Origin of the sequence: Streptomyces turgidiscabies Car8, assembly GCF_000331005.1 — a bacterium.
GTDB classification, from domain to species: domain Bacteria; phylum Actinomycetota; class Actinomycetes; order Streptomycetales; family Streptomycetaceae; genus Streptomyces; species Streptomyces turgidiscabies.
Genome location: NZ_AEJB01000271.1, coordinates 1 through 14,229, shown reverse-complemented (window position 1 = coordinate 14,229; position 14,229 = coordinate 1). Strand labels below are relative to the sequence as shown.

Sequence of the window (14,229 nt, the reverse complement as noted above, 5' to 3'; positions counted from 1 at the left end):
CCTCCAACGGGCGGGCGATGCTCGCCCAGTGGGGGTTTCGGGAGGTGATGAGGATGTTGCCGGGCCCCCCGACGGGGAAGAAATGGGGTACCGCTTCCGGGCTTTCGGCGTTCCCGAAGACCAACAGCCAGTTCGTATAGGGCAATCCGATCCGCAGGGCCTCCAGAACGGCGGCCACGGTCGAGGGCAAGTCGCCGCAGGGCGGCAGACCGAGTCCGGGGGCGAGTTCCACCAGCGACATGGAGATTTTCTGCCGGCCCACCGGGGGTTTCGGGGTTTTCGACTTCGGTTCGGGGGTTACGACGTCCGCGCCGCCCGGCGCTCCATCGCGTCCCGCGCCCGGTCCTCCGTCGGATACACCTCGCACATGTGCCTGCCGTCGGGCGTGGCCGTGTGCTCGATCTCCCAGAGGGAGACCTCCTCACCGCCGGGCAGCAGGAAGGCGTGCTCGTAGAGCGAGAAGCCGATACCGGACCGGCCCGCGCGGCACGGGCGCCCGAACGCCTGCGTGATCTGGTGCGCGAACGCCTCACGCAGCAGCTCGGCGGTCTCCGCCCCCGGCCGGTCCGCGTTCTCCGCCCGCCTCAGTAAACGCCGCGCGTGATCGGCCGAGTCGTCCGGAACGTACATGTGCCGCGGCTGGACGACCGCGGCCAGCTGCACCGTCACCGGCAGCTCGAAGTCAGGAGTGTCCGCGGGCAGCGGGAGCCGGGCCGTGGCGGCGCGCAGCTCCTCCTCGTCGACGTACACCTCGGCCTGCGGACCCGCCCCGGGCGTGGTGTTGTGCACCAGCTCCCACAGGGTGAGCGCCGAACCGTCGGCGAGCAGCCAGGTGTGGCGGTACGTCTCGCGGTGCAGGCCCGCGCTGTGGTGCGCCGAGTGCAGCGAACTGTCGTGCGCCAGCGCGCAGTCGAGCCGCCGTATCGCGTCGTCGGGCAGTTCGAAGGAGTTCAGCGCACGACCCAGGAGCCGCTCGAGATGCTCCTCCGGAGACTCGGGCGACTCGGGTGGTTCGTACGCTGCCGTCTCGTACGGAACGCTCAAGGCTTCTCCCGGCGTTGCTGCATGTCACCTTGTGGGTGCATACCGTAGCCCCTCGGTCGGACATCATGTCCGGGAACCGAGAAAACGTACGTCCTGAAGACGCCCGGGCCGCGCGAAAAGTTCCCGCACGGCCCCGAAAACCGTCAAATGATCCGTCCAACACGCCCTGCTCCGGCGGCACTTCAGACGCTGCCGGACGTCAGCGTCCCTCAGGCAGCGCTCTCTGCCGTCCACTCGCTCCACGACATGTTCCAGCCGTTGAGACCGTTGTCCGGCGCGACCTGCTTGTCGGCGGAGTTCTTGACGATCACGACGTCACCGATCGACGAGTGGTCGAAGAACCACTTGGCGGGAGTGTCCCCCTGACCCCCCTGCACGTCCTGCAGACCCACGCAGCCGTGGCTCAGGCCGGTGCGCCCGAAGGGCGGGTCGCTCTTCTTGTACCAGTAGTTGCCGTGGACGAAGGTCCCGGAGGTGGTCAACCGCATCGCGTTCGGGACGTCCTTGATGTCGTATGCGTTGGCCAGGTTGACCGTCCGGCTGTCCATCCGCGTCTCCCGCAGCTTCTCGGAGATCACCATCTGCCCGTTGTACGTGGTGAACTCGGGGGCGCCGGCCGAGATCGGGATGCTCTTGACGGTCTGGCCGTCCCTTACGACCGTCATGGTCTGCGTGTTGACGTCGACCGTGGACACCTGCGAACGCCCGATCGTGAAGCTCACGGTCTTCTTCTGCACCCCGACCGCGCCGTTCGCGCCCTTCACCCCGTCCAGGTCGATCTTCATCGTGACCTTGGAGCCGGCCTTCCAGTACTCCTCGGGCCGGAAGTCGAGCCGCTGCGCTCCGAACCAGTGCCCCACCACCTCCTGCCCGCTGCTCGACGTCACCGTGATGTGCGACCGCACGGCCGCCTGGTCGCTGATGGCCTTGTCGAAGGTGAACGAGACCGGCATCCCCACCCCGACCGTCGTCCCGTTGTCCGGCGTGTACGTCCCGATGAAGCTGTTCGCCTTGGTGACCGTCGTGAAGGTCGAGTCGGCGGCCTGGGTCCCCCCGTCGGCGTCCTTCGCGGTCGCCGCTATTCGGTACCGCGTCCCCCGCTCCAACTGCTGCGCCGGCCGCCAGCTGCGCCCGTCCGCGGAGACCGCGCCCGCCACGGCCGCCCCGGTCTCCGCGACGGTCATCCGCACGTCGGTCAGCGTGCCGCCGCTGACCTTCACGCCGGTCGTGTTGACCGACGCGCCCGCCGAACCGTCCTTCGCGGAGATGGCGATCCGCACGGCCGACGTCGCGACGGAGCTGCTGCCCTTGCCGCTGCCACTACCGCCCTTGCCCCCCTTGCCGTCGTCGTCTCCGCTGTTGTCGCCACCGCACGCGGTGAGGCTCAGGGCGCCGACCATCAGGACGGCACATGCCCCCAGTGCGCGCCGAGCTGTTGTGTTCGGCGTTGTCACGGGCTGCTCCAGTTTTGTGTGATGTGGGTGATCCGTTCCGCTGCGTGAGGAAAGAGGGGATCACCCCCGGCCCGGGTTCCCGCCGATCATGTTCACGTCCATCACGTGACAGAACCGCGACAATCACACCTCAACCGAGAAGAAGACGGCACGAGTTACTGGCCCCAGGCGCCCCCGGTGCCTTAGGACTGCTCCCCCTACAGCTCCCCGTACAACTCCCTGTACGACGGCCACGCCCCGCCCGGCCCCGTCACCGACTCCGCCGCCCGCACCGCCCGGACGATCGCCCGCGTCACCAGGTCCGCGCTCGCCTCCAGGATCTCGTTCAGCGCGAGCGGGTTGTCCTCGGCCAACGGACGCGCCCCCGTCGCCAACGTGAACACCGTGTCGCCGTCGGTGAGCAGATGCACCGGCCGTACGGCCCGCGCGATGCCGTCGTGCGCCGTGCCGGCCACCTTCTGCGCCTGCGCCTTCGACAGCACCGCGTCGGTCCCGACCACCGCCAGCGTGGTGTTCAGCGGCGGAAGAGGAGCCTGCGCGGCGACCTCGGCCAGCCGCCGCCGCGCCGCCTCGTGCACACCGGCCGACGGATACCCGACCCGCCGCCCCTCGAACAACTCCCCGTACAGCACCCCCGTTTCCGGATCCACCGAGAACCCCGCCGCGTTGGCCACCACCAGCGCCGCCACCGTGATCCCTGACGGGAGGACGGTGCTCGCGGTGCCGACCCCGCCCTTGAGATGCCCGACCACGGCCCCCGTACCAGCGCCCACGCACCCTTCCGGGACGGGCGCGCCGGGTTCGCTCGCGGCGGCCTCCTCGACGGCCGCCAGACCGGTGGCCGCGTCCGGCCGGGCCCGGAAGTCGCCACCCCGGCCCAGGTCGAAGACGCAGGCGGCGGGCACCACCGGCACGACGTGCCCGGGACCGGGCCCGACCCGCACCCCGCGACCCCGCTCCTCCAGCCACGCCATCACCCCCGACGCCGAGTCCAGCCCGTACGCGCTGCCGCCCGTCAGCACCACCGCCTCGACGGTTCGCACGACGTTGCGCGGATCCAGGGCGTCCGTCTCCTTGGTGCCGGGTCCGCCGCCCCGCACGTCAACGGCCGCCACGGCTCCACCCTCCGGTGCGAGCACGACCGTCGTCCCGGTGAGCCACCCGTCGCCGATACGGGTCGCGTGCCCCACCCGCAGGCCGGCGACATCTGTCAGAGCGTCAACTGTCATGACGCCCAGTGTTGTCCAGCGCCCCCTTCCTCCGCCTCCTCAGCCTTCCTTCGCCGCTTCCGCGTCTCTCGCCCGCCGCTCCCCGGCCGCTGCCCGGGCGGTCAGCGTCACCCCCGTCGCCACCGCGAGCGCCGACACGAGTCCCGCCGCGAGCACCGCCCAGTCGCCCAGGAACGTGCACACGATCACCAGCAACGCCGTGCACGGCAGGACCAGTTGCTCGGCGACGCCCACCTTGAAGTAGCGCGAGTGCAGAGCCCAGACCGTGACGAGGTAGAGCGCCGTCGGCAGGGTCACGGCAGCGGACGCGGCCGTCGTGGAGAGGTGCGCCTTGCCGACCGTCTGCTCGACCGCCACCTCCAGGCCCGCGCCGATCGCGGCGGCCGACGCGAAGATCAGGTAGTGGCCGTACCCCCACAGGAACGCCTGCCCGCTGGTACGCAACCGTCCGTGGATCGGGACGGCGAAGTAGATCCACCAGGCGGAGAACACGATCAGCAGCCCGCCCGCCGCGATCGGCAGCAGATCGGCCAGCGCGTCGTTCTCCTCCACACCTGACTTCACGGCCACCGTCGCCGCCGCGATCGCCTCGCCCAGCACGATGATGGTGAACAGCCCGTACCGCTCGGAGATGTGGTGCGGGTGCCAGGGGGTGGTGAAGCTCCGCTCCGCGTATACGGGGACCGCTAGTTCGACGAGCGCCATCACCAGGAACACCCAGGGGCGGCCCGACTCCGGCAGGACCACCAGCCCCAGCCAGCCGACCATGCACAGGAGCACGCCACCGGCGTACCGCACTGCCGTCGTCCGTTCGGCGCCGTCGGCCGCGCGGGCGGCCCGCAGCCACTGGGCGGCCATCGCCAGCCGCATGATCAGATAGCCGAGCCAGACGAGCACGAAGTCGTGGTGCTCGAAGGCCCGCGAGACTCCGGCCGCCAGCACCAGGACACCGGCGATCTGGACAAGGGTCACGACCCGGTAGAGCACGTCGTCGTTGTCGTAGGCCGAGGCGAACCAGGAAAAGTTCATCCAGGCCCACCAGATGGCGAAGAAGACCATCGCGTAGTTGAGGATGCCCTCGCCCGCGTGCCCCTCCGCGACGGCGTGCACCAACTGGACGCCCGCCTGGGCGACGGCCACCACGAAGCACAGGTCGAAGAAGAGCTCCAGCGGCGAGGCGACCCGGTGCGACTCGTCGCGTCCGCGCGCGGTCAGCCTGCGCAGGGGCGCACCGAGGCTGCCACCGCCCGAGGTATCGGGTGCGTCGGGTGCGTCGGGTGCGTCGGACACAGGCGAGGAACTGGACGTCATACGCCCCAGCACAGCAGACGGGCACCCAGGGTGCAGGCCGAAGGGCGGCGCCGGAGCGTGATCGTGATCCGGCGGGCGCCCCACGGCCCGGCCAGGCCCCGGCAGGAGGGACGTACCCTGGAGCCATGAGCAGCCCCGCCGCCCCCGGACCGCGCGAGCCGAAGCCCGCGCTGATCTTCGACGACCCGCTGGACCAGCAGTCGTCGGACGACACGGACCGGGGGTGGGGCGAGCGCCCGGGCGACGGCGGCGACAGCGCGGCCGACCTGAAGCGCTTCCTCGACGAGAAGCCGCCCCACCACCTCTGAACCCGCCGAACCAGGCCGGTCCTTACCGCTCGTCGTACCCGGTGCCCCGCTGGGCCACCAGGGCGTCGCGGATCTCCTTGAGGACCTCCAGCTCGCTCACCTCGATGACCTCCTGCGCGCCCTCCTTCGCCTTCTGGCGGGCGGACACCCTGGCCAGGTACTTCGCCATCGGCAGGACCATCAGGAAGTAGACGACGGCCGCGGTGATCAGGAAGGTGAGCGTGGAGCCCAGGACTGAGCCCCACATGATCCGGATGCCGGTCGCGGTGTCGCCGGTGCCGGTGCAGGGGTCCTTGATGCAGGAGCTGTAGTTGTCCAGGTTCTTGGTCCCGAACGCCCCCACCATGGGGTTGATGACGCCCTTGACCACCGAGTTGACGATGTTGGTGAACGCGGTACCGATGACCACCGCGACCGCCAGATCGACGACGTTGCCGCGCGTCAGGAAGGCTTTGAAGCCGTCCCAGACGCTCGGTTGCTTCTTCTCGCTCACCGCGGGGCCTCTCCTCGTACACGTCGTACACGCAAATGGTGGAACAAACAGCTCCGCAACCTACGTCAACGCCCGGCAGGGCTGTCCAATTGGGTGACTCCAACGAGGGACTTGACGGTGGACGGTTCGAGGAGATCACGCGTCGGCTCACCACAGGGTCACCGCCAACCGCGCCGTAGCACCAGCGCCGGCCAGCAGGGACCCCGTGGCGTGCGGGACCGAGAGCACGACCAGCGCCCCGCCCTCGGCCACGCTGTCCTGCGACGTCGGGGCCTCCGGAACCTGCGTCACCCGTGCCCGGCGCGCGACCACCCTGGCGGCGGTGCCCGTCGGGGACTCCTCCGCCGCGATGACGTCGACCCGGTCACCGGGACGCAGCAACCGGACCGTGGCCGCGTCGGCGATCCGTACCGGTGCCGTCACCATCTCCACCGCCGGGCGTGCCCGCACGGGATCCGCCACGGGGTGACCCCGGACCCGGCCGGTGTCGGGCGCCGGCCCCGTTGCCTCGCGTGGGCCCGCCGCGACGATCGCCGCCGCCGTCACCGCGAGGCCGAGGGCGAGCGCCCGCCTCCGGTGCCGTACCAGGCGCCGCAGCTGATACCCCCCGCCGCGCACCCGCACGGGGGCGAAGTGCGGCACCTCGCAGGGCGCGGGGACGAGGGGGACAGACCGCACGGGACGTACGGGATGCGCGGAGGGCACCGGATGCACGGGACGATCCGAGGGCGCGGAGAGCACGGAGGGCGCGGGATGCACTGAATACGCGGCGCGTACGGAGGACACGGGGACCACCACCTGTGACGAGGGATCTGCTTGCGCTCCCACGATGAGGCTTCTCGGCGAACCGTGCTGAGGCCTGTGTACTACTCGCCGGTTGTGGACAACTCGCTCACCCGAAAGGGAGGTTTGGCCCCGTCGGAGCTCGTAATCCGCACCGGCGTCAGGGCAGCTCGAACCCCGGATCCATCCCGCCCAGCGCCTTCGTGCACAGGCAGTCCCGCGTCTGGCCGACCGGCAGCGCGGCCACCGCGTCGGACAGCACGCCCCGCATCCGGTCGACGTTCTGCGCGAACACCTGGAGGACCTCCTCGTGCGAGACGCCCTCGCCGGTCTCCGCGCCCGCGTCGAGGTCGGTGACGAGGGCCAACGTCGTGTAGCAGAGCTCCAGTTCACGGGCCAGCGCCGCCTCGGGATGGCCCGTCATGCCCACCACCGACCAGCCCTGAGCCCGGTACCAGAGGGATTCGGCGCGGGTCGAGAACCGCGGCCCCTCGATCACGGCCAGTGTGCCGCCGTCCACCGGTGTCCAGTCGCGCCCGCGCGCCGCCTCCAGGGCGACCTTGCGGCCGACGGGGCAGTAGGGGTCGGCGAGGGAAACGTGCACCACGTTCGGGACGGTACCGCCGGGCAGCGGCAGCCCGTCGAAGAACGTCCCCGCCCGGGACTTCGTACGGTCGACCAGCTGGTCCGGCACGAGCAGCGTGCCCGGTCCGTACTCGGGCCGCAGCCCGCCCACCGCGCACGGGGCGAGCACCTGGCGTACACCGACCGAGCGCAACGCCCAGAGGTTGGCGCGGTAGTTGATGCGGTGCGGCGGCAGATGGTGGCCGCGACCGTGCCGGGGCAGGAAGGCGACCCGGCGGCCGGCGAGCTCGCCGAAGAACAGGGAGTCACTGGGGGAGCCGTACGGCGTGTCGACCTGTATCTCGGTCACGTCGTCGAGGAAGGAGTAGAAGCCGGAGCCGCCGATCACACCGATCTCGGCACCCGCGGGATTCACCTGATTCACCATGCCCGCACCCTAGGGCCTGGGAGCCACCCGGCGAGCACGCGGAAACGCCGAAGACCCCGTCGTCGTACGACGACAGGGTCCAGTGGGCGAAGAGGCGGTGCTACGCGGCCGAGCTGGTGCTCGACGAGCTGCTGGAGCCCGACGAAGAGCTGGACGACGAGGACGAGCCCGACGACGAGGAGCTCGACGAACTCGACGACGAGTCCGAGGAGGACGACGTCGAAGAAGAGGCCGTCGACGGCTTCGACGCGGGCGCGCTGCTCGACGACGAGCCGCGGCTGTCGTTGCGGTAGAAGCCGGAGCCCTTGAAGACGATGCCGACCGCGGAGAACACCTTCTTCAGGCGGCCGTTGCAGGCGGGGCACTCGGTCAGGGCGTCGTCGGTGAACTTCTGGACCGCTTCAAGGCCCTCGCCGCACTCGGTGCACTGGTACTGGTAGGTCGGCACTTTGTCTTCCTCCTGGCACTCTCACTCGATGAGTGCTAACGACGGTCCAGTGTGACGTATTCCTGGGGATCAGTCCACTGTCACCGGCACGCGGTGACCGACGCCACGTGCGAGAGTCCGGCTCGCCGGGTGGTTCGCCGGGTCCGGCGTGAGACGTGAACGCAGGGACACGAGGGTCGCGAGGGCCAGCAGGGTGCCGCCCATGGGGACCAGGAACCCGGCGCCGTCCCAGAGGCGGTCCTCCAGCTGGCCGGCGACGGTGACGGCCGCCGCCTGGCCGAGGGCGACCGCGCCGGTGAGCCAGGTGAACGCCTCGGTGCGGGTGCCCGCCGGGACCAGACTGTCGACCAGGGTGTAGCCGGTGATCAGGGCGGGCGCGATGCACATGCCGACCAGCAGGCCCAGCCCGGCCAGCGTCAGCGCGGACTCCGCCGTCCACAGGCCCGAGGCGGTGACCGCCAGTGCCGCGTACCCGGCGACCAGGCGCCGCTGCGGGGCCGTGCGCCAGGCGACGGCTCCGCAGACGAGGCCGGAGAGCATGTTGCCGGCGGCGAAGACCCCGTACAGGACGCCGTTCAGGCCGGGGTTGCCGGTGGACTCGCTGAACGCGGCGAGCGAGACCTGCATCCCGCCGAAGACGGCCCCGATGCCCAGGAAGGCGACGATCAGGACGCGTACCCCGGGGATGCCCAGTGCCGAAACACGTTCCCCGCGCGCGTGCGGCCCGCTGAGCGAGCTGTCGGTGACCACCGGCGGCTGGGTGCTCTTCTGCGCCGCGAAGAGGAGGCCGCCGACGAGGGTCAGCGCGGCCTCGGTGACCAGGCCGGCGGCCGGGTCGACGGCGGTGCACAGGGCGGTGGCGAGCAGGGGGCCGACGACGAAGGTCAGCTCGTCGGTGACGGACTCGAAGGCCGCCGCCGTCGGCACGAGGGGCGAGTCCTGGAGCTTCGCCGCCCAGCGGGCACGGACCATGGGGCCGATCTGGGGCGTGGTGGCGCCGGTCAGGGCGGCGGCCGTGAACAGCGTCCACAGGGGAGCGCCGGTCAGCGCCAGCGTCGTCAGGGTGAGACCGGACAGGGCGTGCAGGACGACGCCGGGGACGAGGACCGTGCGCTGGCCGTGGCGGTCGGCCAGGCGGCCCCCGTAGGGCGCGCACAGGGCCATGGAGACGCCGGTTACGGCTGCCACGGCGCCGGCGGTCCCGTACGAGCCGGTTGTGTGCTGGACGAGCAGCACGATGGAGATGGTGAGCATCGCGAACGGCTGTCGCGCGGCGAAACCGGGGAGCAGGAACGTCCAGGCGCCGGGGGTGCGGAGCAGCTGTCCGTAGGTGACCGTGGATGCCACGGCCCATGCCTTTCTGCCGCCTGGTGGCGCGGCCCCTCTTTTCATGGCGGGCGGCGCCGAGAGCTGTCCTCTTGCGCGGACTGCGGTAGATGCCGACGCCCCTGTACGAGGATGTCCCGGCCGCCATACGGTCGCGCCAGCTCTGCTTCAGACAGAGTTGGTTCGATCAGGGTGCGCCTTCACTGTACAGGGGAAGCGGGTTAATAGGCCTGCGAAAGGAAGAAGCGAGGTGTGTCACGCCTCTGCTCCGTTGCCACCCGTCCCCAGCCACTGCGCCAGCTTGCCGCCCTGTCCCACGGCCCGCAGCCGGCGTTCCGTGGCGTCGCGGACCGGGTCGGTGGTCACCACGAGGAGTTCGTCGCCGCGGTGCAGGATGGTCGTCGGCAGCGGAACGAACGATTTTTCATCGCGGACGACCAGGGTGACCCCGGCGCCCGGTGGCAGTCGCAGCTCGCCCACCTCGACGCCGTGCATCTTGGAGCCGTCGGGTATCGCGACGGACAGCAGATGCCCGTGCAGGCGCTCCAGCGGGGCGGACTCGATGCCGAGGTCGGCCGCCTCGTCGCCCTTGCCGAGGTGCAGTTTGCGGGCCAGCCAGGGCAGCGTCGGGCCCTGGACGAGGGTGTAGACGACGACCAGGACGAAGACGATGTTGAAGATGCGGCGGCTGTCCTCGATGCCGCTCACCATGGGGATCGTCGCCAGGATGATGGGCACGGCTCCGCGCAGCCCGGCCCAGGACATCAGGGTCTGCTCCTGCCACGGCACGCGGAACGGCGTCAGGCTGACGAACACGCTCAGTGGGCGCGCCACCATGGTCAGGACCAGCCCTATGACGAGCGCCGGCCAGATGTCGTCGCCCATCTCGTGCGGGGTCACCTGCAGGCCGAGCAGGACGAACATGCCGATCTGGGCGATCCAGCCGAGTCCGTCGGCGAAGCCGCGGGTGGCCGGCCAGTGCGGCAGCTTGGCGTTGCCGAGGACCATGGCGGCCAGGTAGACCGCGAGGAAGCCGCTGCCGTGGGCCATGGCGCCGGCGGCGTACGCGGTGACCGCGATCGCCATCACGGCGATGGGGTAGAGGCCGGACGCGGGCAGGGCCACGTGCCTGAGGCCCCAGGAGCCGAGCCAGCCGACCGTGATGCCGATGGCGGCGCCGATGGCCAGCTCCATGACGATCACGCCGAGCAGCGTGTACCAGTGTTCGACCGGGCCCGCCGTGGACAGCGATACGACCAGGATGACCACCGGGGCGTCGTTGAAGCCCGACTCGGCCTCCAGGGTGCCCGTCACGCGCGCGGGGAGGGGGATTTTCCGCAGGACGGAGAAGACCGCCGCCGCGTCCGTCGAGGACACCACCGCGCCGATGATGAACGCCTGCCGCCACTCCAGCCCGACCAGGTAGTGCGCGGCCGTCGCCGTGACCCCGACGCTCACCGCGACGCCCGCCAGCGCCAGCGCGGAGGCGGCCGGGAGGGCCGGCTTGATCTCCTTCCACTTCGTGCCGAGGCCGCCCTCGGCCAGGATCACGACCAGGGCCGCGTACCCGATGACCTGGGTCAGTTCGGCGTTGTCGAAGTGGATGTCGCCGATGCCGTCCTGGCCCATGGCGATACCGATCCCCAGGTAGACGAGCAGGCTGGGGAGCCCGCTGCGCGAGGAGATCCGGACCGCTGCCACAGCGATGAGGAGGACGAGCGAGCAGACGAGCAGGAGCTGGTTGAGGTCGTGGACAGTCAGCGGGCCGTTCCCTTCCCTGGCCCACGCACGGCACGCGCGCGGGTCACGTACATCGGACACGAGGTGAGGCCACCGCGTACCCAAGTACTTCGTTACCTTACCTAACTCTTGACGATTTCTTGACACTTCCACAGGCATGATCGAATGCCTGTCCGTTCGCGTACCCGACTCCGCGTCAAGTCGCGCCGGGCCCTGCGCCTATGGTTGCTCCAGCACTCCAGTACCGCCTGCCGCTCGCGTTAGGACAGCAAGGACAGCGATGCCCCCCACTACCACCAGCTCTTCCGGACACAAGCCCGGCAAGTCCGGCAGGAAGAAGGGGCGCAAAGCCCGACTGTTCGTGATTGTCCTGGTCCTGGCCATCATCGGTGGCCTGGCCTACGGCGCGTACTGGTCCGTCAGTACCGTCCGGGCCTCCTTCCCGCAGACCAAGGGCTCAATCACCCTCGAAGGCCTCTCGGGGCCCGTCGACGTCAAGCGTGACAGCTACGGAATCCCGCAGATCTACGCCTCCTCCGACGCCGACCTGTTCATGGCGCAGGGCTACGTCCAGGCGCAGGACCGCTTCTACGAGATGGACGTCCGCCGGCACATGACGTCGGGCCGCCTCTCCGAGATGTTCGGCAAGGGGCAGGTCGACAACGACGAGTTCCTGCGCACCCTGGGCTGGGACCGGGTGGCCAAGGAGGAGTACGACAAGACCCTGTCGGCCGCCACGAAGAAGTACCTCCAGGCGTACGCCAAGGGAGTCAACGCCTACCTGAAGGGCAAGGACGGGGCGGACATCTCCCTGGAGTACGCGGCCCTCGGGTTCGAGAACGACTACAAGCCGCAGGAGTGGACCCCGGTCGACTCGGTCGCGTGGCTGAAGGCGATGGCCTGGGACCTTCGCGGCAACATGCAGGACGAGATCGACCGCTCCCTGCTGACCAGCCGCCTCGGACCGAAGCAGATCGCCGACCTGTACCCGGAGTACCCGTACAGCCGGAACAAGCCGATCGTCCAGGAAGGCGCGTACGACGCGGCGACCCAGACGTACGTCCAGGGCGACAGCGGCGCGAGCGCGCAGTCGGGGTCCTCGGGCGCGTCCGGAACCTCGTCAGTCGACTCCGCGGCCTTCCAGAGCCAGCTGGAGGGCCTCTACCGGGTCCTCGACGACGTCCCGACGGCCGTCGGGGTGAACGGCAACGGCATCGGCTCCAACTCCTGGGTCGTCTCGGGTGACCACACCATCACCGGAAAGCCGCTGCTGGCCAATGACCCGCACCTGTCGCCCGCGCTGCCGTCCGTCTGGTACCAGATGGGCCTGCACTGCCGCAGCGTCTCCGCCAAGTGCCAGTACGACGTCTCCGGGTACACCTTCGCGGGCATGCCCGGTGTGATCATCGGGCACAACGGCGACATCGCCTGGGGCATGACGAACTCGGGCGCCGACGTCACCGACCTCTACCTGGAGAAGCTCTCCGGCGACGGTTACCTGTACGACGGCAGGACGAAGCCCTTCATCACGCGCGAGGAGACCATCAAGGTCGCCGGCGGCGCGTCCAAGAAGATCGTCGTCCGGGAGACCGACGACGGGCCCCTTCTGTCCGACCGGGACGACCAGCTCGTCCAGGTCGGCAAAAAGGCCACCGTCGACACCGCGGCCCCCGACCGGGGCGACGGCTACGGCATCGCGCTGCGCTGGACCGCGCTGGACCCCGGCACCTCCATGGACGCCGTCTTCCTGATCGACAAGGCGTCGAACTGGACCGAGTTCCGCGCGGGCGCGGCCTCCTTCGACGTGCCCTCGCAGAACCTCGTCTACGCGGACACCACGGGCAACATCGGCTACCAGCTGCCGGGACGTATCCCCACGCGCGCGGCGGGCGACGACGGCTCGCTCCCGGTCCCCGGCTGGGACTCCAAGTACCGCTGGAGGGGCTACCTCAAGCAGGCCGAACTGCCCTTCGAGTTCAATCCGAAGCGCGGCTACATCGTGACCGCCAACCAGGCCGTCGTCGACAAGGCCAAGTACCCCTACACGCTCACCACGGACTGGGGTTACGGCACCCGCAGCCAGCGCATCGCCGACCTGATCGCCTCGAAGATCAAGGGCGGCGGCAAGATCTCCACCGACGACATGCGCCAGATGCAGCTGGACAACAGCAGCGAGATCGCCAAGCTGCTGGTGCCCAAGCTGCTGGCGATCGACGTCGACGACAAGTCCGTCCGTGAGGCGCAGAAGCTCCTCGTGGGCTGGGACTACACCCAGGACGCCGACTCGGCCGCGGCGGCCTACTTCAACTCGGTCTGGCGCAACATCCTGAAGCTCGCCTTCGGCAACAAGCTGCCCAAGGAGGTGCGCGTCAAGGGCCAGTGCCTGTACGTCAGGCCGGTGAACACCACCGGCCCCGCCGACGCGGACCAGCCGGTGCTCGAATGCGGTCAGCGGGACGCGGAGCAGGCCCAGCCGGACGGCGGCGACCGCTGGTTCGAGGTGGTCCGCAAGATCATCAACGACCAGGACAACGACTGGTGGAGCACGCCGGGCACGCGCACCGAGAAGGCCGCGACCAACCGCGACCAGCTGTTCGCGCGCGCCATGTCGGACGCCCGCTGGGAGCTGACCGCCAAGCTGGGCAAGGACATCGACACCTGGAGCTGGGGCCGGCTGCACCGCCTGTTCCTGAAGAACCAGACCCTGGGCACCGAGGGCCCCGACTTCGTGAAGTACATCCTCAACCGCGGCCCCTGGAACCTCGGCGGCGGCGAGGCGACGGTCAACGCGACCGGCTGGAACGCGGCCGGCGGCTACGGCGTCGTCTGGGTGCCGTCGATGCGGATGGTGGTCAACCTCGGCGACCTCGACAAGTCGAAGTGGATCAACCTGACGGGCGCCTCCGGCCACGCCTTCAGCGACCACTACACCGACCAGACGGGCAAGTGGGTCAAGGGCGAACTGCTGGACTGGTCCTTCACGGACAAGGCGGTCGACTCCGGCACGAGCGACACACTGCTGCTGAAACCGTCGTGAGCACCCGGTAGTCCCCGAAAGTCCCGGAACCAAGCTCCGGACCG

Annotated in this window: 13 protein-coding genes; 2 read left to right on the top strand and 11 right to left on the bottom strand. The window is 70.0% G+C overall.

Going from position 1 to position 14,229, the window contains the following annotated elements; translation table 11 throughout:
• The 5 genes from STRTUCAR8_RS17480 to STRTUCAR8_RS17460 all read right to left on the bottom strand — a co-directional run.
• On the bottom strand, positions 1-241 hold a 241-nt coding region (locus tag STRTUCAR8_RS17480; protein WP_199791690.1), incomplete at its 3' end, for a hypothetical protein.
• A gap of 56 nt (positions 242-297) precedes the next feature.
• The gene (locus tag STRTUCAR8_RS17475) at positions 298-1,044 is read right to left on the bottom strand and encodes a DUF6227 family protein (RefSeq protein ID WP_006377143.1); all 747 of its coding nucleotides are present in this window, start codon (positions 1,042-1,044) and stop codon (positions 298-300) included.
• A 209-nt stretch (positions 1,045-1,253) separates the two neighbouring features.
• The gene (locus STRTUCAR8_RS17470; protein WP_006377133.1) at positions 1,254-2,444 is read right to left on the bottom strand and encodes a L,D-transpeptidase; all 1,191 of its coding nucleotides are present in this window, start codon (positions 2,442-2,444) and stop codon (positions 1,254-1,256) included.
• Positions 2,445-2,695: 251 nt separating this feature from the next.
• Positions 2,696-3,727 (bottom strand): P1 family peptidase, encoded by a 1,032-nt coding sequence (locus STRTUCAR8_RS17465; RefSeq protein WP_006377137.1) that lies wholly within the window; start codon positions 3,725-3,727, stop codon positions 2,696-2,698.
• 39 nt (positions 3,728-3,766) lie between these two features.
• Positions 3,767-5,038 (bottom strand): low temperature requirement protein A, encoded by a 1,272-nt coding sequence (locus STRTUCAR8_RS17460; protein WP_078507228.1) that lies wholly within the window; start codon positions 5,036-5,038, stop codon positions 3,767-3,769.
• Positions 5,039-5,163: 125 nt separating this feature from the next.
• Between STRTUCAR8_RS17460 and STRTUCAR8_RS17455 the strand changes: the two genes are divergently transcribed.
• Positions 5,164-5,346 (top strand): hypothetical protein, encoded by a 183-nt coding sequence (locus STRTUCAR8_RS17455; protein ID WP_006377138.1) that lies wholly within the window; start codon positions 5,164-5,166, stop codon positions 5,344-5,346.
• Positions 5,347-5,368: 22 nt separating this feature from the next.
• Here the strand turns inward: STRTUCAR8_RS17455 and mscL are convergent, their stop codons facing one another.
• The 6 genes from mscL to STRTUCAR8_RS17425 form a co-directional block, all read right to left on the bottom strand.
• Positions 5,369-5,839, bottom strand: a complete 471-nt coding sequence (mscL, locus tag STRTUCAR8_RS17450) for a large conductance mechanosensitive channel protein MscL (RefSeq protein ID WP_006377134.1) — start codon at positions 5,837-5,839, stop codon at positions 5,369-5,371.
• A gap of 147 nt (positions 5,840-5,986) precedes the next feature.
• Complete coding sequence (locus STRTUCAR8_RS17445; RefSeq protein ID WP_052350892.1) at positions 5,987-6,517, bottom strand: hypothetical protein; 531 nt, start codon at positions 6,515-6,517, stop codon at positions 5,987-5,989.
• A gap of 265 nt (positions 6,518-6,782) precedes the next feature.
• Positions 6,783-7,634, bottom strand: a complete 852-nt coding sequence (locus tag STRTUCAR8_RS17440; RefSeq protein WP_006377132.1) for an S-methyl-5'-thioadenosine phosphorylase — start codon at positions 7,632-7,634, stop codon at positions 6,783-6,785.
• Between the two features lie 100 nt (positions 7,635-7,734).
• Positions 7,735-8,082: an FmdB family zinc ribbon protein gene (locus STRTUCAR8_RS49810; protein WP_006377135.1), complete on the bottom strand. Its 348-nt coding sequence runs from the start codon at positions 8,080-8,082 to the stop codon at positions 7,735-7,737.
• 69 nt (positions 8,083-8,151) lie between these two features.
• A complete protein-coding gene (locus STRTUCAR8_RS17430; protein ID WP_006377141.1) occupies positions 8,152-9,429 on the bottom strand; it encodes an MFS transporter in 1,278 nt (425 codons plus the stop codon).
• 234 nt (positions 9,430-9,663) lie between these two features.
• On the bottom strand, positions 9,664-11,229 hold the full coding sequence (locus STRTUCAR8_RS17425) for a potassium/proton antiporter (protein WP_006377142.1): 1,566 nt from the start codon (positions 11,227-11,229) through the stop codon (positions 9,664-9,666).
• 199 nt (positions 11,230-11,428) lie between these two features.
• Between STRTUCAR8_RS17425 and STRTUCAR8_RS17420 the strand changes: the two genes are divergently transcribed.
• Positions 11,429-14,185: a penicillin acylase family protein gene (locus STRTUCAR8_RS17420; RefSeq protein ID WP_006377140.1), complete on the top strand. Its 2,757-nt coding sequence runs from the start codon at positions 11,429-11,431 to the stop codon at positions 14,183-14,185.
• Positions 14,186-14,229 lie beyond the last annotated feature (44 nt).